Below are 19,715 nucleotides of genomic sequence, written 5' to 3' on the forward strand. Positions count from 1 at the left end.
TGGGGAAGTCAGGCCTTGGCGTCCTCGCTGCTCGACGAGGGCGCCGGGCGTGGGGCCGGCTTCACACCGCTCGGGGCCGGTCGCGGGACCGGCTTGGGCAGCGCCGACGGCTTCGGCGCGGCGACGGGCGTGGCCGCCGCGGGACGCGGGGCCGGTGCCGGCGCCGGGGCGGCCGCGGGACGCGGTGCCGAGGCGGACGACGGCCGGCTGGCCGGCGCCGCGCTCCCCGCAGGACGCGAGGACGACGCGGGACGACCGGCGCCCGAGGACGCCGGACGCGCACCGGAGCTCGCCGGACGCGGTGCCGAGGCAGCGGGACGCGACGCCGGGGCGGGCGGCCGCGGAGCCGAGGGACGCGAGGGAGCCGGAGCGGCAGCCGCCGGAGCGGGCGCGGCGACCGGGGTCGACGCCGGAGCCGGAGCGGTCGCGGCGGCGACGGGCGTGGCGACGGCAGCGGCAGGCTCGGCCTGCACCGCCGGAGCGGCGGCGGGTGCGGGAGCGGCGGCAGTCGCGGTGGCTGCGTCGACGTCGAACTCGATCGTCTCGGGCTGCTCACGCGGCGGACGCGTCTTCTCGACGCGGCGCTGCTCCTGCTTCTGCTCGGCCTTCTTCTTCGTCGGCCCGAGCACCATGATCATGTTGCGCCCGTCCTGCTTCGGCGAGCTCTCGACGAAGCCGAGCTCGGCGACGTCGGCGGCGAGCCGCTGCAGCAGGCGGATGCCCATCTCCGGGCGCGACTGCTCGCGGCCACGGAACATGATCATGACCTTGACCTTGTCGCCGGCCGCGAGGAAGCGCTCGACGTGGCCCTTCTTGGTGCCGTAGTCGTGCGGGTCGATCTTCAGCCGGAAACGGATCTCCTTGAGGACCGTGTTCGTCTGGTTGCGCCGGGCCTCGCGGGCCTTCATGTCTGCTTCGTACTTGAACTTGCCGTAGTCCATGATCTTGCAGACGGGCGGGCGGGCGTCCGGTGCGACCTCGACGAGGTCGAGGTCGGCGTCCTGGGCCAGGCGCAGTGCGTCCTCCACGCGGACGATGCCGACCTGCTCGCCGTTGGGGCCGACCAGGCGGACCTCGGCGACGCGGATCCGATCGTTGATGCGGGGCTCGCTGATGTGGTGCTCCTTGAACTCGTCGTGGGACCCCGGGTACGAGGAAGGCCCCCGCCCTGGGTACAGGTGGGGGCCTCACAGGTCCGTGTCGGTGAGGCGCCGACGGGCGGCACGACACCAGGTGCGCACCGCGGAAACCGCGACGCGCTCCTCGGACCGGACCCGGCCTCTGTCGTCGCGCCCTGTGCGTGCAGGTCGCGAGCGGTCGACGCTCGGGTGGGATCAGCTCCACTTGTACGCCGCACCCCTCCACCCGTTTCGGGGCAGCAGGACGCGGCTGGTCGTTGTCGAGGTTACCACGCACGCGGGATCTGCGGGAACGCCCGCGCCCACGGTCGTCGTCCACCCCTGCGACCCACCTCCAGCCCGCTGCGTGCGAACGGAACCTGAAGCCCTGACGAGACCCGAAGCAGCCCTCACCGACGGAGCCTCACCTTACTTGAACCATTCCAGAAAAGATGAGAACCTGCTGGTCATGGACCTCCCCGCCGCACTGCGTGAGCGCGGCCTGCGCGTCACGGAGCCGCGGCTCGCCGTGTTCGACGTCGTGGGTGCCCACCCGCACGCCGACGCCGACACCGTCCTGACCGAGGTCCGCCGCACGCTGCCCACCGTGTCCGTCCAGGCGGTCTACGACGTCCTGCGCGCCCTCACCGACGCCGGGCTGCTCCGGCGCATCGAGCCGGCCGGGCACCCCGCGCGGTACGAGCGCCGGGTCGGTGACAACCACCACCACGTCGCGTGCCGCGGCTGCGGCGCGCTCGACGACGTCGACTGCGCCGTCGGCCACGCGCCGTGCCTCGTGCCGAGCTCGACGTCGGGGTTCACGATCGAGAGCGCCGAGGTCACGTACTGGGGCCTGTGCCCCGACTGCCGCTCCGCCGGAACCAGCTGACCCCCACGCCGCGGCACCGCCCGGCCCCCCGCCTCTCCCCCGCTCCGCCGGCTCCGTCGCCGCGCGGCAGTCCCCGGCCGGCCCTGCCCGGCCTCGTGAAAGGAACCACCGTGTCCCAGGTCCCGTACACCACCACGAACGCCGGCGCGCCGGTCGCGTCGGACGCGCACTCGCAGTCCGTCGGCGCCGACGGCCCGATCGCGCTGCACGACCACTACCTCGTCGAGAAGCTCGCGCAGTTCAACCGCGAGAAGGTCCCCGAGCGCATCGTGCACGCCAAGGGCGGCGGCGCCTTCGGGACGTTCACCACGACGCACGACGTGAGCGCGTACACGCGCGCCGCGCTGTTCCAGAAGGGCACCACGACCGAGACGCTGCTGCGCTTCTCGACCGTCGCCGGCGAGCAGGGCTCCCCCGACACGTGGCGCGACCCCCGCGGCTTCGCGCTGAAGTTCTACACGACCGAGGGCAACTACGACCTCGTCGGCAACAACACCCCCGTCTTCTTCATCCGCGACGGCATCAAGTTCCCCGACTTCATCCACTCGCAGAAGCGCCTGCCGGGCAGCCACCTGCGCGACAACGACATGCAGTGGGACTTCTGGTCGCTGTCCCCCGAGTCGGCCCACCAGGTGACCTGGCTCATGGGCGACCGCGGCATCCCGGCGTCGTGGCGGCACATGGACGGCTTCGGCTCGCACACGTACCAGTGGATCAACGCCGCGGGCGAGCGGTTCTGGGTCAAGTACCACTTCACGACCAACCAGGGCATCCGCAACTTCACGCCCGACGAGGCCGCGCAGCTCGCCGGCTCGGACGCGGACCACCACATCCGCGACCTGTACGAGGCCATCGAGGGCGGCGACTTCCCGTCCTGGACGCTCTCGGTCCAGGTGATGCCGTACGCCGACGCCGCGGAGTACCGCTTCAACCCGTTCGACCTGACGAAGGTGTGGCCGCACGCCGACTACCCGCTCATCGAGGTCGGTCAGCTCGAGCTCAACCGCAACCCCGAGAACTACTTCGCGCAGATCGAGCAGGCGACGTTCGCGCCGAGCAACTTCGTGCCCGGCATCGCGGCGAGCCCCGACAAGATGCTGCTCGCGCGGATCTTCTCCTACGCCGACGCCCACCGGTACCGCGTCGGCACGAACCACGCGCAGCTCCCGGTCAACGCGCCCCACGCCGCGCCGGTCTACTCGTACTTGAAGGACGGCGCGGCGCGCTACGCGTTCAACGCCCCGAGCGTCCCGGTCTACGCGCCGAACTCGGTGGGTGGCGCGGCAGCCGACCCGGCGCGCGCCGCCGAGTCGCCGGGCTGGGAGTCGGACGGCGCCCTGCAGCGCTCGGCCGCGACGCTGCACCCGGAGGACGACGACTTCGGGCAGGCCGGCACGCTCTACCGCGAGGTGTTCGACGACGCGGCACGGGCCCGGTTCCTCGAGACGATCACCGGCCACGTCGGTGCGGTCAAGAGCGACGAGATCCGCGAGCGCGCGATCGGCTACTGGACGAACGTCGACGCGGGCCTCGGCGCCGCGCTGCGTGCGGCCCTCGCCGGCACCGCGCCGTTCGAGACCGGTGAGCCGGCGACGGCGAGCGTCCCGGTCGCCTGACCGACGAGCAGGACGGTCCTCCCCGGACCGGCCGCAGGGCCCGCACCGCGTCTGGTGCGGGCCCTGCCCGCGTCCGGAGGCCGGCGTCGTGGGCGGCTGCACTGCCGGCAGGCATGGGCCGACGGCGGCACCCCGACCGTGACGGTGGCAGCGTTCGGCGGGCTGACGCCGCGACCGCAGCACCGGCGCGCGATGAGAGGATCGGGACATGTCCGAGCACAACGCGAGCACGAGCCCCGTCGACCCCCGCACGTCCGACACGGAGGCCGTCCGCGATATCGCCGACGTCGCCGCCGTCGAGGTCATCACGACCGCCGCCGTGCACCTCATGAGCGCCGCCGCGGTCAAGTGCGGACTGAGCCCGGACACCGAGGACGGCCGCGGCGAGGACTACCTCGACCTCGACGAGGCCCGCAAGCTCATCACCGCGCTCGCCGCTCTCGTGACCGCCTCGGCCCCGGACCTCGGCAACCAGCACGCACGCTCGCTCCGCGACGGGCTGCGGTCGCTGCAGCTCGCGTTCCGCGAGGCGTCGCCGTTCCCGGACGCGCCCGGCGAGGGGCCCGGCGAGAAGCTGACCGGCTCGGTCGTCTGACGAGGCTGCCGCCCGGCGGCCGCACGCCGCTGGGCCGCACCTCGAACGGCCGGCACACACCGCGCCCGCACGCCGCAGAGCGCGGGTCCTCTGCACGCCCTGGGCCCGCACATCGAACCGTCCGCCCACCGCAGGGTGTCCAGGCTCCACGCGTCGCCGGGCCCGCCGTCCGCCGTCCGCCGCCTGCGGCTGCGGCTGCGGCTGCGGGCACGCAGCCTGCAGCGTCCGGCCGCCTCAGCCGCGGGCGTCGACCGCGACAGGTGCCTCGTCCACGGCGTCCGGCGCCGTGCCGGTCGCCGACCGCAGCGAGCGGTCGCGGGAGAGCCGGAGCACGAGGAGCCCACCACCGGCGAGCACGACGCCGAGCACGCTCGCCGTCAGGAAGCCGGCGCCCGCACCGTGCCGGTCGATGAACCAGCCGCAGAGCGGCGCACCGACGGCCGCACCGACCGTCATCGCGGTGCCCTGCCACCCCATGACCTCCCCGCGTCGCTCCTCGGGGGCGAGCCGGACGAGAGCCGCGGTGATCGAGGACAGCGCGGGCGCGCACGGCACGCCGGCGAGCACGACCGCGGCCGCGAGCAGCAGGGGCGTCCCGGCGATCGCCGCGGGCAGCGTCAGCAGCGCCAGCACGAGCACCAGCACGAGCGGGTGCACCGCGCGGCGGCCGGCGCCGTAGGCGAGCCCGCCGACGACCGAGCCGCCCGCCCACAGCGCGATGACCCAGCCGACCGACGACTCGCGGTCCCAGCTCTCGAGCGCCGCGACGATGGACACGTCGGTCGCGTTGAGCACGAACGACACCGCGACCGCCGCGGCCAGGACGACCATCAGCGCGGGCGTCACGACGCGGACGACCGACGCACCGGGCACCGGGCCGGCGGGGACCGGGGTCGCGAGGGGCACGGCCCCCTCGGCGTCCACGGAGGCGGCAGCGGCGGCCCGCGCGTGCACCTGCGACGTGCGCGTCGGCGGGTCGAACCAGATGAGCAGCGCGCCGGCGGCGACGGTCGAGACGCCGACGGACACGAGCGCGACCGTCGTCGAGAGCTGCGTCGCGACCAGCACCCCCACGACCGGCGCGAGCATGAAGGTGAGCTCGGTGCCGACCGAGTCGAGCGCGAAGCCCGTCCGCTGCTGCGCGGGCGGCACGAGCACGCCCAGCGACTGACGCACGACCGAGAACACCGGGACGAGGAACAGACCGGCGACGAACGCCGCGACGACGAGCGCCTCGTACCCGAGGAACGGGGCGACGACCCACACCGCCGACTCGACGACGACCGACGGGACGAGGGCCCGGCGCAGGCCGAGGGTGTCGACGCGCCGCCCGCGCCACGGCGCACCGATCGCGGACCCGATCGTCACGGCGGCGACGACGACTCCCGCCTGGCCGTAGCCCTTGTCGAGGGTCAGGACGACGTGGAGCGTGACGACGACGCCCGAGGCGGCGTGCGGGACGCGCGCGACGAGCGCCACGAGCACCAGGCGGAGGACGCCGGGCAGGCGCAGCAGGTCGACGTACGGCGAGAGGGACACGGACGCCATTGTCTCCTGGGCCCCCGACACGGAGCACCGTGATATCCGGGTTCGCCGGGCGCCGGTCCCGCCGTCGCGCGGACCGGCGGCGGGGTTCACCCGGTCCCGCTCTATCCTGGGACCGTGACGCGTGAGCCGGACACCGAGGGGGGCACCGCCGCGCCCGGCGCCCGCGGCCTGCCGGACCACCTCGACCTCCTCGCCGAGCCGCTCCGCGCGCCCGCGCGCGAGCCGCGCCTCGCCCGACCGGACGTCCCCGCCACGTCCGCGGTCACAGGCTCGGCCGGACGGACGGACGGGACGCGCGGCGATGTGACTCTCTCCCCCGTGCGCACGCCTGCACCGCTCGCCGGCCGCTCGACCGACGAGCCGGCGCAGCGCACCGTGCCCGGCCCCGCCGCCCCGGCGGACGGCACGCCCGAGTCGGTGCCGCCCGCGGGCGCGGAGGTCGACGCGACGCACCGGGGGCGCGGCGAGGACGTCGGCAGCACCACGGGCAGGGCGCCGGCCGCGGACCGCCCGACCGACGAGGCGCCCACCCCCGTGACGGCCACCGGCGACCCGCGCGCGGCGGAGTCCTCCCGTTCGGGGCCTCCGGCCGTGCAGCCGCGGGCCACGGACGTCCGCCCCGCGGCCGCGCCGCCGGGAGTGGCCCGGACCGAGAGCTCCGCTCCCTCGCGGGCCCTGGCGGGTGACGCGCGGACCGAGGAGTCCTCGTCCCCGCGTGCCCTCGCCGGCGAGCCGCGGACGGAACCTGCCCCTCGCCCCGGAGCCCTGTCCGGAGGAGCGACGACCGGCGGCGCCCGGACCCCGGCGGTCGCGGGCGACGCTGCCCCGACCGTCGCGGCGCGTCCCGTCGGTCAGCCGCCCCACGCCGGCTCGCCCCGGCCGCAGGACCGGCCCGCGTTCCCGTCGGTGTCCGGGCCGGACCCCGACTCCACCCGCGTACTGCCGGCGGTGGGAACCCCCGCCGGGCCCGACCCGCGCGCGGGCGTCGCGGACCCGGTGCACCACGGGGGCGGGGCCCACTCGGGTGCCCGACCGGGCGCGTGGACGCCGCCGCCGCACGCCGCTCCCGAGGCGCCGGCTGCACGCCACCGGCGCCGGCCCTGGCCCGTCATCGTCCTCGCGATGCTGTTCGCGCTGACGCTCGCCCTCGCGACGTACCTCGTCGTGCTCACGCGCGCGCACGAGGAGCGGGCCGCCGAGTGGGAACAGGTCGCGCGCACGACGGGCACCGAGCTCACGCAGCAGCGAGCCGAGCTCGAGGGAGTGCTCGCCGAGCTCGAGGCGGTCCGCGCGCAGCTCACGACCGCCCAGGCCCGGATCACGGAGCTGGCCGACGAGAAGGCGCAGATCGGCGACGAGCGCGAGGCCCAGCGCCAGCTCGTCGACTACCAGGCCCGCGTCTCCGAGGCCGCCGGCAAGGTTGCAGGCGCGCTCGACACGTGCGTCGACGGCCAGTTCCAGCTCATCAGCTACCTCGAGAACGCGGCCGCCTACGACGCGGCGGACCTGGCCCGCTTCCGCACCGACGTGCAGCGGGTCTGCGGCGCCGCACGCGACGCGAACGCCGCGCTGCAGCTCGAGCTCGAGCGATGACCCGCGCACGGACGCGCCGCGGTGCCGCGCTGACGGCGGCGGTGTGCGCCGCCCTCACGCTCACCGGGTGCGGCGTCGTGCCGTCGATGCCGGGGCCGATGCCGGACGACGTGGTCCCCTCGACCGTCGCCGCGCCGACCCCGACGCAGAAGGGCAACCTGTCCCCCGACGGCTTCGACGCCGCGCAGCGGATGGCGGTCCGCATCCGGAACATCGGCTGCTCGTCGCTGTCGACCGGCTCGGGCTTCGCGATCGACGAGACGACGCTCATCACGAACCGTCACGTGGTAGCCGACTCGGCGGACCTGCACCTGAGCACGTACGACGGGCGTGACATCGCCGTGACCGCCGCGCAGACCGCCGCGCTCGCCGACCTCGCGGTCGTCCGCACCGCCGAGCCGCTGCCTGCCGCACCGGTCCTCGCGGACGCCGACCCCGCACCCGGCGACGCGGTGAGCGTCGTCGGCTACCCCAAGGGCGGGCAGCTCACGGTCACGAGCGGGCACGTCATCGGCTCGACGACCGACCCCCTCAACGAGAACCTGGGCGAGGTGCTCGTGACCGACGCCCCGGTCGAGCCGGGCAGCTCGGGGTCCGCGGCGCTCGACAGCGAGGGCCGCGTCATCGGAGTCGTGTACGCGAAGAACACGACCGGCCAGAGCTTCGTCGTGCCGGTGAGCACCCTGCGCACGCTGCTCGCGGACACCACGGCGTTCGCCCCCGCGACGTCCTGCACGTCGTCCTGACCGGCACGCGCCGCCCCTCCCGCGAACCGCGCACCCGCACCGTCGCGCCCTGCCGCCCCCCACCCCGCCGCCGACCGTTGTGGGGCGCCGCCGACGCTGCCAAGGTGGGTCGACCGACGACTCCCGGAGGCACCCGTGCCCGCGACCCCGCACCCCGAGCAGCCCGACGACGCGGCGCCCACGCACGCGCGCACACGCTTCGACCCGGCCGCGCTGACCCGGGCAGCGAGCGACACGTGGACGGTCCGACGCGTCTTCGGTGAGGCGTACGAGCGGGGCGGCACCACGGTGATCCCGGTGGCGAAGGTGCAGGGGGCCGTGATGACCGGGTCGGGGACCGGCGAGGTCGGCGCGGGCGGCGGGACGAGCAGCGGCGAGGGCGGCGGCTCGGGCGGCGGTGGCGGGTACGCGACGCGCGTGCGCGCGGTCGGCGTCTACGTGGTCGACGACGCCGGCGTGCACTGGCGACCCGCGCTCGACCTGAACCGGGTCGTCCTGGGCGGGCAGGTCGTCGGCGCGGTCGTCCTCAGCGCGTTCTCGCTGGCCTGGGCACTGCGCCGCCGCAGGTGACCTGCGCGGGTCCGCCGGTGCGATCGGTCCGCCGGTGCGGTCGGATCGCAGGTTCGCTCGATCCGCCGGTGCGGTCGGTCCGCCGGTGCGGTCGGACCGCCGGTGCGGTCGGCCCGCGAGTGGGGTCGGTCCGCCGAGCGCGGTCAGCCCGCGAGCAGCCGCAGCTCGAGCGAGTCGACGCGCAGCGTCACCGTCTCGTCCGCCGCGAGGGCGCCGTTGACGCGCGCGAGCACGGCGTCGAGGCGTGCGCGGTCGAGACCGGGCACGAGCCGCAGCAGCACCGCGACCTCCGCGCGACGGCCCGGCCGGGCGTCGACCCCGAGCACCTCCGGCACGCCCGCGAGCGCATCGCGCAGCGCGGTGCGCACGTCCGGGTCCACCTCGCTCCCGCCGTCCGCACCCCCGACGCCGGGCGTCGGCGCCCCGCCGGGAAGGGCGTCCGCCCGCCCGGGCACGCGCCGCACCGCGGGCACCCAGTCCCGCTGCTGCGCGAGCGCCCACACCGCGGGCCGAGGCACGAGCACCGTGACCGGACCTCCGGGGTCGAGCACGAGGAGCTCCCACCGCTCCTCGACGGCCGAGAGCGCCGCCCGCGCGACGTCGGTCGGGACGGGGCGCGCGTCCGGCCGCCACGCCTGCATGGACGCGACCGACGAGAACACCGGCAGCGCGGTGCGGCCGTCGGGCGCCTGCAGGGCGACGATCCCCGCCGAGGCCTCCTTGTCGACCGTGTGCTCGTGCCCGCCGTGCTCGACGACTCCCGCTGCCTCGAGCTCCGCGAGCACCGGGACCAGGACGCGCGTCCCCGCGAGCGCCGCCACGACGCCCGCGAGCGATCCGGTGCCCGCGCCGAGCGCCCGCAGCGCCTCCGCGAGCGCCGGGTCGCAGCCGCCGTCGTCCCCCGCGAACGCGGACGTCGGGGGGAGCTCGCGCGGAGGGGTCACGGCCGTCCGGCGACGTCGAGCGCCTCCGGCAGCGTGAACGCCCGGGCGTAGAGCGCCTTGCCGACGATCGCGCCCTCGACACCGATCGGGACCAGGGCGCGCAGGGCCTCGAGGTCCGCGAGGCTCGAGATGCCGCCCGAGGCGACGACCGGGGCGCTCGTGCGCGCGCACACCTCGCGCAGCAGGTCGAGGTTCGGCCCGCGCAGGGTGCCGTCCTTGGTCACGTCGGTCACGACGTAGCGCGCGCACCCGGCGTCGTCGAGCCGGGCGAGGACCTCCCAGAGGTCGCCGCCCTCCTGCGTCCAGCCCCGCGCGGCGAGCGTCGTCCCGCGCACGTCGAGCCCGACCGCGATCGCGGCGCCGTGGCTCGCGATGACCTTCGCGGTCCACTCGGGGTCCTCCAGCGCGGCGGTGCCGAGGTTCACGCGCGTCGCGCCCGTCGCGAGCGCCCGCTCGAGCGACGCGTCGTCACGGATGCCGCCCGAGAGCTCGACCTTGACGCCCTTGGCGGACAGGTCGGCGGTGACGTCCGCCAGCAGCGGCGCGTTCGACCCTCGACCGAAGGCGGCGTCGAGGTCGACGAGGTGGATCCACTCGGCCCCGCCCGCGTGCCAGTCGAGCGCCGCGGCGAGGGGGTCGCCGTAGCCGGTCTCGGAGCCGGCCTCGCCCTGGACGAGGCGCACGGCCTGCCCGTCGGCGACGTCGACGGCGGGCAGCAGCTCGAGGCGGTCGGTCATGGGGGTCCTCTCGTCGGCGCCGTGCGGCACCTGCTCGGGTGGGTGGCCGGGCGCGCCCGGCCCACGTGCCCCGGTGCTCGGGGCGCGGACGGTCAGCGCAGGGAGTCGACCCAGTTCGTCAGGAGCTGGGCACCCGCGTCACCCGACTTCTCGGGGTGGAACTGCGTCGCGGAGAGCGGGCCGTTCTCGACGGCGGCGACGAAGCGGTCGCCGTGCTGGGCCCACGTGACGCGCGGCGGCGCGAGCCGCTCCTCGGGAGAACCCTCCGTCAGCGGGAAGGTGCGCGCCGCGTAGGAGTGCACGAAGTAGAAGCGCTCGTCCTCGATGCCCGCGAACAGCGTCGTGCCCTCGGGCGCGTCGACCGTCGCCCACCCCATGTGCGGGACGACGTCGGCCTCGAGCCGGTCCACGAGGCCCGGCCACTCGCCGAGGCCGTCGGTCCGCACGCCGTGCTCGTCCCCGGCCTCGAACATGACCTGCATGCCCACGCAGATACCCAGCACGGGGCGACCACCGGCGAGGCGGCGGTCGACGATCTGGTCGCCGCGCACGTCCCGCAGGCCGGACATGACCGCGGCGAACGCACCGACGCCGGGGACGACCAGCCCGTCCGCCTCCGCGGCGGCGTGCGCGTCGGCCGTCAGCTCGACGTGCGCCCCGACGCGTTCGAGGGCGCGGACGGCGGATCGGACGTTGCCGAAGCCGTAGTCGAGGACGACGACGCGAGGCTGGCTGGACACCCTCCCAGGTTACCGGGGCGAGCCGCCGCCCGCGGTCCACGGGCGACCCGTGAGACCGCGGCGCCGCCGCCGCGGTACGCCGGTCGGCTCAGCCGCGCATCCCGCGCGCGGACTGCGCGAGCAGGCGCATGGCCTTCCAGCGCGACAGCCCGACGCTCGTGACCACGCCGTCGACGTCGCCGACCGAGGCGCCACCGAGCAGCAGGTCCTCGAGCACCGCCGGTGCGTCCGACAGCACGAGGCCGGCGGGCAGCTCGTCGCCCTTCTGCCCGCCGGCCCAGCGCGTCGCGGTGATCTGCCCGCTGCGGCGCTCGAGCAGGATCACGGGGACGGTCTTGAGCAGCTTCGAGATGGCCGCGGCGCCGTCCGGCCCGGTCCGGGGGTCCCGCAGCACCGCGAGCGCACCCACCGGCGACGGCACGACGTCGACCGCGACCCCGGCGAGCGCGCACGCGGCGGCGAGCGGGGCCGCTGCGGCGACCTGGGTCAGCACGAGGGTGACCGACGGCGCCTCGGCCGCCCCGGGGTCCGTGAGCGAGGAGAGGTCGTCGGGGACCTCGGCGCCCGCGACGTCGTCGGACGCGTGGGCCACCGGCGCGTCGGCGTCGGCGTCGTCGGCCGCTCGAGCGTCCGGGGCCGGCGCGACCGCACCGGCGACCGCGCCCTCGGCCGGCGCGCCGGCGTCGCTACCGGCGACCGCGGCGGAGGGGACGTCGTCGACGCCGGCACCCGCGGCGGGAGCGCCCGCCGCTCCCCCGGCACCCGGCGCCGCGTCGTCAGGACCGATGACCGCGGCCGTCGTCCCTGCCGCCTCGGCATCGCCCGCGCCGGCCGGCGGCTGCGCGTCCGAGCCCGCCCCGGTCGCCGGGCCTGCCCGCTCCTCGTCGGGCGCGTCGAAGAGCGCCGACAGGTCGTCCGGCACCGTGAAGCCCTCGGGGAGCTCGTCGTCGCGCCCCTGGCCCGGGCCCGCGCTCACAGCACGCCCTTGGTGCTCGGGATCCCCGTCACCCGGGGGTCCGGCTGGACCGCGGCACGCAGGGCCCGCGCGAGCGCCTTGAACTGCGCCTCGACGATGTGGTGCGGGTCGCGGCCCGCGAGCACGCGCACGTGCAGGCAGATGCCCGCGTGGTGCGCGATCGACTCGAGCACGTGCCGCGTGAGCGACCCCGTGAAGTGACCGCCGATGAGGTGGTACTCCTGCCCCTCCGGCTCGCCCGAGTGCACGAGGTACGGGCGCCCCGAGACGTCGACGACGGCCTGCGCGAGCGCCTCGTCGAGCGGCACGAGCGCGTCGCCGAACCGGGAGATCCCGCGCTTGTCGCCGAGAGCCTGGCGCAGCGCCTCGCCGATGGCGATCGCGACGTCCTCGACGGTGTGGTGCGCGTCGATGTGCGTGTCGCCCGTCGCGCGGACCGTGAGGTCGATCAGCGAGTGCTTGCCCAGCGCGGTGAGCATGTGGTCGTAGAACCCGACCGTCGTCGAGATGTCGGTCGTGCCGGACCCGTCGAGGTCGAGCTCGACGAGCACGCTCGACTCGCTCGTCGTGCGCTCGACGCGCCCCGTCCGCTTCCCTGCGCTCACAGCGCTGCCACCTCCACCAGGGCGTCCTTGAACGCCGCCGTCTCCTCCGGGGTGCCGACCGACACCCGCAGCCATCCCGGGGGCCCGACCTCGCGGATCAGGACCCCCCGGTCGAGCAGACCCTGCCAGACCGCGTGCCGGTCGTCGAACAGGCCGAACAGCACGAAGTTCGCGTCGGAGTCCGCGACCGTCAGCCCGCGCTCGCGCAGCCACACCACGAGGGCGTCGCGCTCGTCGCGCAGCGAGCCGACCTGCGCCATGAGCGCCGGCGCGTGCCGCAGCGCCGCCCGCGCGACCGCCTGCGTCACGGCCGAGAGGTGGTACGGCAGGCGCACGACGCGCAGCGCGTCGACGAGGGCCGGCGCCGCGGCGAGGTACCCGAGGCGGGCGCCGGCGAGGCCGAACGCCTTGGACATCGTGCGGCTCACGGCGAGGTTCGGGTGCGCCGGCAGGAGCTCGAGCGCCGAGGGTGTGCCGGTGCGGCGGAACTCGCCGTACGCCTCGTCGACGACGACGACGCACCCGCCCGGGACCCCGGCCGCGGCGGCGAGCACCGCCTCGACGGTCTCGCACGGCAGGGCGGTGCCCGTCGGGTTGTTCGGGCTCGCGAGCAGCACCACGGACGGCTGCTCCGCGGCGACCATCGCGGCCACGGCGGCGGTGTCGAGGCTGAAGTCCTCGGCGCGGCGGCCCTCGACCCAGGTCGTCGACGTCGCGCGCGCGTACTCGGGGTACATCGAGTACGTCGGGGCGAAGGAGACCGCGGTGCGCCCGGGTCCGCCGAACGCCTGGAGCAGGTGCAGCATGACCTCGTTGGAGCCGTTGGCGGCCCAGAGCTGCTCGGGCGCGAGCGTGACGCCCGACTCGGTCGCGAGGTAGGCGGCGAGGTCCTCGCGCAGCGCGAGGAAGTCGCGGTCGGGGTACCGGTTGAGCGTGGCCGCGGCCGACGCGACGTCGCGCGCGATGTCCTCGACGACGTCCGGGGCCGGCGCGTACGGGTTCTCGTTGACGTTGAGCAGGTACGGCACGTCGAGCTGCGGCGCGCCGTACGGCGCGACCCCGACGATCTCGGGGCGCAGCGGCAGGACGGGTCGGGACGTGGGGGCGCTCACGCCACCGATCGTAGTCAGCGGCGCCCGGGGCTCTCGCCCGTGGCCGACGCGCGGACGACGTGTCCGAGGCTCGACCTACGATCGAGCGCATGACCCCTCGTGCGACGACCCTGGCCGACGTCGACCGAGGGGCGCTGCGCGAGGAGGCGGAGCGCGCGCTGCGGGCCCTGGTCGGCCGGGAGGACGCGGTGCTCCGCGAGGACCAGTGGGTCGCCGTCGAGGCGCTCGTCGCGGACCGGCGCCGCGCGCTCGTCGTGCAGCGCACCGGGTGGGGGAAGTCGGCCGTCTACTTCGTCGCCACCGCCCTGCTGCGCGCGGGCGCCGGCGGCGGCGAGCCCTCGGGGCCGACCGTCATCGTCTCGCCGCTCCTCGCGCTCATGCGCAACCAGGTCGCCGCCGCGGCGCGCGCCGGGATCCGCGCCGAGACCATCAACTCCGCGAACGTCACCGAGTGGGACGCCGTGCACGAGCGCGTCGCTGCGGGCGAGGTCGACGTGCTTCTCGTGTCTCCCGAGCGGCTCAACAACCCGTCCTTCCGCGACACGGTGCTCCCCCGGCTCGCGGCCGACGCCGGGCTCGTCGTGATCGACGAGGCGCACTGCATCTCGGACTGGGGCCACGACTTCCGGCCCGACTACCGCCGCATCCGCACGCTGCTCGCCGACCTCCCCGCCGGCATCCCGGTGCTCGCGACGACCGCGACGGCCAACGCGCGCGTGACCGGCGACGTCGCCGAGCAGCTCGCGGTGCGCGGCGCGCCGGTCGACGGCACGGACGGCGCGACGGCGTCGGCGCTCGAGGACGTGCTGGTCCTGCGAGGCCCGCTCGACCGCGAGAGCCTGCACCTGACGGTCGCCCGCCTGCCCGACACCTCCGCCCAGCTCGCGTGGCTCGCGCACAACCTCCCGCGCATCGACGGGTCGGGCATCGTCTACTGCCTCACGGTCGCGGCGGCGCAGCAGGTCACGGAGCACCTGCGCGCGAGCGGGCTCGACGTGCGCGCGTACACCGGGCAGACGGACCCGACCGAGCGCGAGGCCGCGGAGGCGGACCTGCTCGCGAACCGGGTCAAGGCGCTCGTCGCGACGTCCGCGCTCGGCATGGGGTTCGACAAGGGCGACCTCGCGTTCGTCGTGCACCTCGGGGCGCCCGCGTCGCCGATCGCGTACTACCAGCAGGTCGGCCGCGCCGGCCGCGCGACGGACCACGCCGAGGTCGTGCTGCTCCCCGGCCGGGAGGACCGAGCGATCTGGGACTACTTCGCCTCGATGGCCTTCCCGCCCGCGCAGGAGGTCCGCGCGACGCTCGCGGCGCTCGAGGCGCACGGCACGCTCTCGACCGCGGCGCTCGAGACGCACGTGTCCCTGCGCCGCAACCGCCTCGAGCTCATGCTCAAGGTGCTCGACGTGGACGGCGCCGTGCGCCGGGTCACGGGTGGCTGGCAGTCGACGGGCGAGCCGTGGGAGTACGACGCGGAGCGGTACGAGCGGGTCGCCGCCGCCCGCGCCGCCGAGCAGGAGTCGATGGTCGAGTACGTGCGCGGCGAGACGTGCCGCATGGCGTTCCTGCGTCGCGCGCTCGACGACCCGGAGCTGACCGGGCCCGACGGCGCGGCCTGGCGGTGCGGCCGGTGCGACGTGTGCGGCGGCGCGAGCGCCGGGGTCGCGCCCGACGAGGCCGAGGTCGAGGCCGCGCGCGAGCGGCTCGCGGTCCCCGGCGTCGAGGTCGAGCCGCGCAAGATGTGGCCGTCCGGGATGGCGGCGCTCGGCGTCGAGCTGAGCGGGCGGATCGCCCCCGGGGTGCAGGCGTCGTCGGGGAGGGCGGTCGCGCGGCTCGACGGCATCGGCTGGGGCGGGCTGCTGCGCGACCTGTTCGCGGCGCCGGGCGGGGGCGGCGCCGACCTCGGACCGGACGGCGACCCGGGGCCGCGCGACGAGGGGCTCCCCGTCCCGCTGCGCCGCCCGGTGGTCGAGGTGCTCGACGCGTGGCACCCCGAGCCGGCTCCCGCGGGGGTCGTGCTCGTCGAGTCCGCGACGCGTCCCACGCTCGTCCGTCACCTCGCCGAGGGCGTCGCGCGCCACCTCGGCGTCCCCGTCGTCGGGGTCGTCCGCCCGGTCGACGGTGTGCCGCCCGGCCGCCACGACGTCAACTCCGCGCAACGCCTCGCGGGGGTCGCGCGCCGGCTCGAGCTCGACCTGTCCCCCGCGGCGGCGGCCGGCCTGCCCGGGCGCGCCGTCCTGCTCGTCGACGACCGGACGGACTCCGGCTGGACGCTCACCGTCGCGGCGCGCCTCCTGCGCGAGGCCGGCGCGGAGGCCGTGCACCCGTTCGTGCTCGCGGTGGGCTGAGCCGGCGCCGGCGACGGCGCGCCCGGCTCAGAAGCGCGCGCGGACCGCCTCGCCGTGCGCGGGCAGACCCTCGGCCTCGGCGAACGCCACGATGCGGTCGGCGACCTCGTCGAGCGCGGTCGCGTCGTACTCGATGACCTGCACGGCGCGCAGGAACGAGTGCACGCCGAGCCCGCTCGTGAAGTGCGCGCAGCCGCCGGTCGGCAGGACGTGGTTCGACCCCGCCATGTAGTCGCCGAGCGAGACGGGCGAGTACGGGCCGACGAAGATCGCCCCGGCGCTGGTCACCCGGTCGGCGACCCCCGCGGCGTCCGCCGTCTGGATCTCGAGGTGCTCCGCGCCGTACGCGTTGACCACCTCGAGGCCGGCGTCGAGGTCGTCCACGAGCACGATCGCGGACTGCGGACCCGACAGCGAGGTCAGGACGCGCGCCGAGTGCGGCGTGCTCGGCGCACGGTCGCCCAGCTTGGCGGCGACGGCCCCGGCCAGCTCGGCGGACGGCGTGACCAGCACCGCGGCGGCCAGCGGGTCGTGCTCGGCCTGCGAGATGAGGTCGGCCGCGACGTGCACCGCGTCGGCCGTACCGTCCGCGAGGATGGCGATCTCGGTCGGGCCGGCCTCCGAGTCGATGCCGACGACCCCGCGCACGAGCCGCTTCGCGGCGGCGACGTAGACGTTCCCGGGCCCGGTCACGACGTCGACGGGCTCGCACAGCACCGCTCCGTCGACCTCGTCGGTCCCGTCCGCGCCGTACGCGAACATCGCCACGGCCTGCGCACCGCCGACCGCGTAGACCTCGTCGACCCCGAGCAGCGCGCACGTCGCGAGGATCGTCGCGTTCGGCAGCCCGCCGGAGTCCTTCTGCGGCGGGGACGCGACGGCGAGCGAGCCGACGCCGGCCTCCTGCGCGGCGACGACGTTCATGATCACCGACGACGGGTACACCGCCAGGCCGCCGGGCACGTACAGGCCGACGCGCCGCACGGGCAGCCACCGCTGCCGCACCTGCGCCCCGGGGCCGAGGTCGACCGTGAAGTCGGCGGGGCGCTGCGCGGCGTGCACCGTGCGCACCCGCACGATCGTCTCGTCGATCGCGGCGCGGACGTCCGGGTCGAGCCCGTCGACCGCCGCACGGATCTCCTCCGCGGGCACGCGCAGGTGCACCGGGCGCACGCCGTCGAACCGCTCGGCGAGGTCGCGCAGCGCCGCGGCGCCGTGCGCGCGGACGTCCGCGAGGATCGGCGCCACGGTGACCGCGGCCGTCTCGACGTCCACCTCCGCACGCGGGAGGGCGTCGAGCAGCTCGCGACGGGACAGGGTGCGACCGCGCAGGTCGATCCGGGAGATCACCCCTCGAGTGTAGTGATCCGCCCGCTCCCGGCCCCTCGTCGCACCGACACCGCTCGACCGGGGAGGATGTGCGCATGAGCACACGTGAGCCCGGCGGTCCGGCGCCCGAGGTCGTCGCCATCGCCGACGAGAGCATCCGCCTCGGCCAGTTCCTCAAGCTCGCGGGTCTTGCCGACTCGGGCGCGCACGCGCGCGAGCTGCTCGAGGACGAGGTCGTCACCGTGAACGGCGAGCCCGAGCAGCGCCGGGGGCGTCAGCTGCGCACCGGCGACGTGGTCGTCGTCGACCTGCCTGCAGGGCCGTCGAGCGCGGTCGTCGGCTGACGTCGCCTGCCCGGGACCCGGCTCCCGCGCCTCGCGGGCTGCGCGCTAGCGGACCGAACCGAGCACGCGGTCGACCGCGAGGTGCAGCACGACACGCTCGGGCTGGAACGGCCGCGGCCGGTAGCGCACCGCGTACGCCTCGACGGCCTCGGCGATCTCGTCGGCGTCGCGCGACAGCGTGATCTCCCCCTCGAGCGTGAGCCACCGGCGCCCGTCGACCTGGCACACCGCGGCACGCACCGGGCCGCCGGCACCCGCGACGTGGCGCGCCTTGACGGACGTGATCTTGGTGGTCACCCGGACGCGTCCGCGCTCGGCGTCCCATGTGAAGCCGACCGGGACGACGTGCGGCGAGCCGTCGGGCCGCAGCGTCGAGAGCGTCGCCAGGTGCCGTTCGGTGACGAACGCGAGCTGGTCGGGGGTGAGTGCGAGCACGAGGCGCGAGTCTAGGCGCCGGGTGCGCCGCCCGCCTCGGCACACACGTGCAGCCGGACCTCCCCCGGGCCCACGAGCTCGGTGCCGTCGGCGTCGACGTCCCCCGGGTCTCCGGCGGCGAGCCGGCCGCCCGAGCCGACCGCGCTGACGAGCGACTCGCGCAGCGCCTCGACGTCGCTCCAGGTCAGGGTCGCACCGACGGTGCGCTCGCCGGCGTCCGGGTCGCGCGGGACGACGGCAAGCCGGGCGCGCCCCGGAACCCCGTGCAGCACGCGCGATCCGGGCGCCGCCCCCGGGCCGCCCTCGGTCGCGCCGGCGGCGCGTGCGTCCCGCCCGCTGCCGTCGGGTGCGCCGTCGGCCGTGCCGCCCCCGCCCGTCGCCGCGTCACCCTCGGTCCACCCGAGCCACGCGTGGAGGAAGCCGGCCGTCGCCGCCGGGTCGGCCGAGACCAGCCCGTCGCCGGTCACCTCGACACGCACCGGGCCGACCGCCGGCAGCAGCCCGCGGTACGTGGGGAGCAGCTCGTCGAAGCGGTCGGCCCACTCGTCCTCGCGCCCGGCGAGCAGCAGCACCAGGTGGTCGAGGAACGTGTGCCAGCCCGCGCCGTAGCCACGCGCACCGCCGCGGGTCAGCCGCCGGTGCTCGACGAGCAGCACCGAGCCGGCGCCGCGCGGCTCGACACGGGCCTCGACCTCGCTCGGACCCTCCCCGGGGAACGACCACGAGAGCAGCAGCCGGGACGGCGGCTCGCACGCGAGCACCTCGCCGGTCGCACGGTCGGCAGCGGCGTCGGCGCTGCCCTCGTCGGCCATGTCGAGCACGTACGCACCGCCGGTGCGCAGGTCACCGCTGAGCCGGCCGAGCCACCGCTCGACGCGCGCCGGTTCGGTGAGCGCCGACCAGAGGTCTGCGGGAGGCACGGCGAGCGTCCGCTCGAAGCGCACCTGCGCCTCCTGCCCCTCGGCGGTGAGCAGTCCGAGCTCGTCGAGCATGCGTGACGTCATGGCCGTGCCTCCTGGTCGTGGGTCGGGTCCGTGCTCCGTGCCTGTCGCCGGCCGCGCGCGACCTCGGTCTCGAGCGCGTCGAGCCGCTGGTCCCAGAAGCGGCGGACGCCGCGGACCCAGAGCTCGACCTCGGTGAGGGACTCGGCGCGCACCGAGTACAGGCGACGCTGACCGTCGACGACGGACTCGACGACCCCGGCCTCGCGCAGCACGCGCAGGTGCCGCGACGCACCGGGCTGGCTCACGCCGAACTCCGCCCCGACGGCCGTCGCGAGCTCGCCCGCGGAACGCTGACCGTCCGCGAGGAGCTCGACGAGCCGACGCCGGACCGGGTCCCCGAGTGCATCCATCGCCTGCATGGGGTCCATGCTTGCACTCCGCGTTATATAACGCAACGGTCATATGCCGGCGTCCGGCCAGCACGTGAGGCCCGCGCGACACGAGCGCGTCGACCGCGGCGGCAGTG

At 76.1% G+C, this 19,715-nt stretch carries 20 protein-coding genes; 8 read left to right on the top strand and 12 right to left on the bottom strand.

The window, feature by feature from the left end; genetic code table 11:
- Window positions 1-8: 8 nt before the first annotated feature.
- A complete protein-coding gene (infC, locus tag CCE01nite_RS10810) occupies window positions 9-1,178 on the bottom strand; it encodes a translation initiation factor IF-3 (protein WP_246056487.1) in 1,170 nt (389 codons plus the stop codon).
- A gap of 409 nt (window positions 1,179-1,587) precedes the next feature.
- Between infC and CCE01nite_RS10815 the strand changes: the two genes are divergently transcribed.
- The 3 genes from CCE01nite_RS10815 (at window position 1,588) to CCE01nite_RS10825 (ending at window position 4,218) form a co-directional block, all read left to right on the top strand.
- Entirely contained in the window at window positions 1,588-2,007 is a 420-nt protein-coding gene (locus tag CCE01nite_RS10815; RefSeq protein ID WP_141372398.1) for a Fur family transcriptional regulator, read from the top strand.
- Window positions 2,008-2,117: 110 nt separating this feature from the next.
- The gene (locus CCE01nite_RS10820; RefSeq protein WP_141372339.1) at window positions 2,118-3,623 is read left to right on the top strand and encodes a catalase; all 1,506 of its coding nucleotides are present in this window, start codon (window positions 2,118-2,120) and stop codon (window positions 3,621-3,623) included.
- Window positions 3,624-3,831: 208 nt separating this feature from the next.
- The gene (locus CCE01nite_RS10825) at window positions 3,832-4,218 is read left to right on the top strand and encodes a DUF1844 domain-containing protein (protein ID WP_141372340.1); all 387 of its coding nucleotides are present in this window, start codon (window positions 3,832-3,834) and stop codon (window positions 4,216-4,218) included.
- Window positions 4,219-4,452: 234 nt separating this feature from the next.
- On the opposite strand, the gene CCE01nite_RS10830 is transcribed toward CCE01nite_RS10825, so the two are convergent.
- Window positions 4,453-5,766, bottom strand: coding sequence for an MFS transporter (locus CCE01nite_RS10830; protein ID WP_141372341.1), 1,314 nt, complete (start codon window positions 5,764-5,766; stop codon window positions 4,453-4,455).
- A 114-nt stretch (window positions 5,767-5,880) separates the two neighbouring features.
- On the opposite strand from CCE01nite_RS10830, the gene CCE01nite_RS22120 reads away from it, so the two are divergent.
- The 3 genes from CCE01nite_RS22120 (at window position 5,881) to CCE01nite_RS10845 (ending at window position 8,675) form a co-directional block, all read left to right on the top strand.
- Window positions 5,881-7,359 (top strand): hypothetical protein, encoded by a 1,479-nt coding sequence (locus tag CCE01nite_RS22120; RefSeq protein ID WP_246056494.1) that lies wholly within the window; start codon window positions 5,881-5,883, stop codon window positions 7,357-7,359.
- Window positions 7,356-8,105 carry a S1C family serine protease gene (locus CCE01nite_RS10840; RefSeq protein WP_141372342.1) on the top strand — a complete coding sequence of 250 codons (750 nt, stop codon included), beginning with the start codon at window positions 7,356-7,358 and terminating at the stop codon, window positions 8,103-8,105. Before CCE01nite_RS22120 ends, CCE01nite_RS10840 begins: the two co-directional genes overlap by 4 nt.
- A gap of 135 nt (window positions 8,106-8,240) precedes the next feature.
- Window positions 8,241-8,675, top strand: a complete 435-nt coding sequence (locus CCE01nite_RS10845) for a hypothetical protein (protein WP_218026474.1) — start codon at window positions 8,241-8,243, stop codon at window positions 8,673-8,675.
- Window positions 8,676-8,818: 143 nt separating this feature from the next.
- Here the strand turns inward: CCE01nite_RS10845 and CCE01nite_RS10850 are convergent, their stop codons facing one another.
- The 6 genes from CCE01nite_RS10850 to CCE01nite_RS10875 all read right to left on the bottom strand — a co-directional run bounded on the left by CCE01nite_RS10850 (window position 8,819) and on the right by CCE01nite_RS10875 (window position 13,789).
- A complete protein-coding gene (locus CCE01nite_RS10850) occupies window positions 8,819-9,619 on the bottom strand; it encodes an SseB family protein (RefSeq protein ID WP_141372343.1) in 801 nt (266 codons plus the stop codon).
- Window positions 9,616-10,356 carry a bifunctional 1-(5-phosphoribosyl)-5-((5-phosphoribosylamino)methylideneamino)imidazole-4-carboxamide isomerase/phosphoribosylanthranilate isomerase PriA gene (gene priA, locus CCE01nite_RS10855; RefSeq protein WP_141372344.1) on the bottom strand — a complete coding sequence of 247 codons (741 nt, stop codon included), beginning with the start codon at window positions 10,354-10,356 and terminating at the stop codon, window positions 9,616-9,618. Before priA ends, CCE01nite_RS10850 begins: the two co-directional genes overlap by 4 nt.
- A gap of 92 nt (window positions 10,357-10,448) precedes the next feature.
- Complete coding sequence (gene hisH / locus CCE01nite_RS10860; RefSeq protein ID WP_141372345.1) at window positions 10,449-11,096, bottom strand: imidazole glycerol phosphate synthase subunit HisH; 648 nt, start codon at window positions 11,094-11,096, stop codon at window positions 10,449-10,451.
- A gap of 88 nt (window positions 11,097-11,184) precedes the next feature.
- Entirely contained in the window at window positions 11,185-12,072 is an 888-nt protein-coding gene (locus tag CCE01nite_RS22125) for a hypothetical protein (RefSeq protein ID WP_246056454.1), read from the bottom strand.
- Window positions 12,069-12,677 carry an imidazoleglycerol-phosphate dehydratase HisB gene (hisB, locus tag CCE01nite_RS10870; RefSeq protein ID WP_034634141.1) on the bottom strand — a complete coding sequence of 203 codons (609 nt, stop codon included), beginning with the start codon at window positions 12,675-12,677 and terminating at the stop codon, window positions 12,069-12,071. Before hisB ends, CCE01nite_RS22125 begins: the two co-directional genes overlap by 4 nt.
- Window positions 12,674-13,789, bottom strand: coding sequence for a histidinol-phosphate transaminase (locus CCE01nite_RS10875; RefSeq protein WP_034634153.1), 1,116 nt, complete (start codon window positions 13,787-13,789; stop codon window positions 12,674-12,676). The genes hisB and CCE01nite_RS10875 overlap by 4 nt, the downstream gene beginning before the upstream one ends.
- An 89-nt stretch (window positions 13,790-13,878) precedes the next feature.
- Between CCE01nite_RS10875 and CCE01nite_RS10880 the strand changes: the two genes are divergently transcribed.
- Window positions 13,879-16,137 (top strand): RecQ family ATP-dependent DNA helicase, encoded by a 2,259-nt coding sequence (locus CCE01nite_RS10880; RefSeq protein ID WP_034634163.1) that lies wholly within the window; start codon window positions 13,879-13,881, stop codon window positions 16,135-16,137.
- 27 nt (window positions 16,138-16,164) lie between these two features.
- Here the strand turns inward: CCE01nite_RS10880 and hisD are convergent, their stop codons facing one another.
- Window positions 16,165-17,487 (bottom strand): histidinol dehydrogenase, encoded by a 1,323-nt coding sequence (gene hisD, locus CCE01nite_RS10885; RefSeq protein WP_034634171.1) that lies wholly within the window; start codon window positions 17,485-17,487, stop codon window positions 16,165-16,167.
- Window positions 17,488-17,561: 74 nt separating this feature from the next.
- On the opposite strand from hisD, the gene CCE01nite_RS10890 reads away from it, so the two are divergent.
- Complete coding sequence (locus CCE01nite_RS10890) at window positions 17,562-17,810, top strand: RNA-binding S4 domain-containing protein (protein ID WP_034634176.1); 249 nt, start codon at window positions 17,562-17,564, stop codon at window positions 17,808-17,810.
- A 45-nt stretch (window positions 17,811-17,855) separates the two neighbouring features.
- On the opposite strand, the gene CCE01nite_RS10895 is transcribed toward CCE01nite_RS10890, so the two are convergent.
- Genes CCE01nite_RS10895 through CCE01nite_RS10905 form a run of 3 tightly spaced genes read right to left on the bottom strand, consistent with a single transcriptional unit; the run spans window position 17,856 to window position 19,617 of the window.
- Window positions 17,856-18,245 carry a pyridoxamine 5'-phosphate oxidase family protein gene (locus CCE01nite_RS10895; RefSeq protein ID WP_034634188.1) on the bottom strand — a complete coding sequence of 130 codons (390 nt, stop codon included), beginning with the start codon at window positions 18,243-18,245 and terminating at the stop codon, window positions 17,856-17,858.
- An 11-nt stretch (window positions 18,246-18,256) separates the two neighbouring features.
- Window positions 18,257-19,249 carry an SRPBCC family protein gene (locus CCE01nite_RS10900; RefSeq protein WP_052104408.1) on the bottom strand — a complete coding sequence of 331 codons (993 nt, stop codon included), beginning with the start codon at window positions 19,247-19,249 and terminating at the stop codon, window positions 18,257-18,259.
- A complete protein-coding gene (locus tag CCE01nite_RS10905; RefSeq protein ID WP_246056455.1) occupies window positions 19,246-19,617 on the bottom strand; it encodes an ArsR/SmtB family transcription factor in 372 nt (123 codons plus the stop codon). The genes CCE01nite_RS10900 and CCE01nite_RS10905 overlap by 4 nt, the downstream gene beginning before the upstream one ends.
- Window positions 19,618-19,715: the final 98 nt, after the last annotated feature.

This window comes from Cellulomonas cellasea (assembly GCF_006538745.1).
Lineage (GTDB): Bacteria > Actinomycetota > Actinomycetes > Actinomycetales > Cellulomonadaceae > Cellulomonas_A > Cellulomonas_A cellasea.

Bases quoted from the DNA above. Each gene is read 5' to 3' on its own strand.
- CCE01nite_RS10815 (WP_141372398.1), top strand. From the start codon at position 1,588: ATGGACCTCCCCGCCGCACTGCGTGAGCGCGGCCTGCGCGTCACGGAG.
- CCE01nite_RS10825 (WP_141372340.1), top strand. From the start codon at position 3,832: ATGTCCGAGCACAACGCGAGCACGAGCCCCGTCGACCCCCGCACGTCC.
- CCE01nite_RS10830 (WP_141372341.1), bottom strand. From the start codon at position 5,766: ATGGCGTCCGTGTCCCTCTCGCCGTACGTCGACCTGCTGCGCCTGCCC.
- CCE01nite_RS10840 (WP_141372342.1), top strand. From the start codon at position 7,356: ATGACCCGCGCACGGACGCGCCGCGGTGCCGCGCTGACGGCGGCGGTG.
- priA (WP_141372344.1), bottom strand. From the start codon at position 10,356: ATGACCGACCGCCTCGAGCTGCTGCCCGCCGTCGACGTCGCCGACGGG.
- CCE01nite_RS10880 (WP_034634163.1), top strand. From the start codon at position 13,879: ATGACCCCTCGTGCGACGACCCTGGCCGACGTCGACCGAGGGGCGCTG.
- CCE01nite_RS10890 (WP_034634176.1), top strand. From the start codon at position 17,562: ATGAGCACACGTGAGCCCGGCGGTCCGGCGCCCGAGGTCGTCGCCATC.
- CCE01nite_RS10900 (WP_052104408.1), bottom strand. From the start codon at position 19,249: ATGACGTCACGCATGCTCGACGAGCTCGGACTGCTCACCGCCGAGGGG.
- CCE01nite_RS10905 (WP_246056455.1), bottom strand. From the start codon at position 19,617: ATGGACCCCATGCAGGCGATGGATGCACTCGGGGACCCGGTCCGGCGT.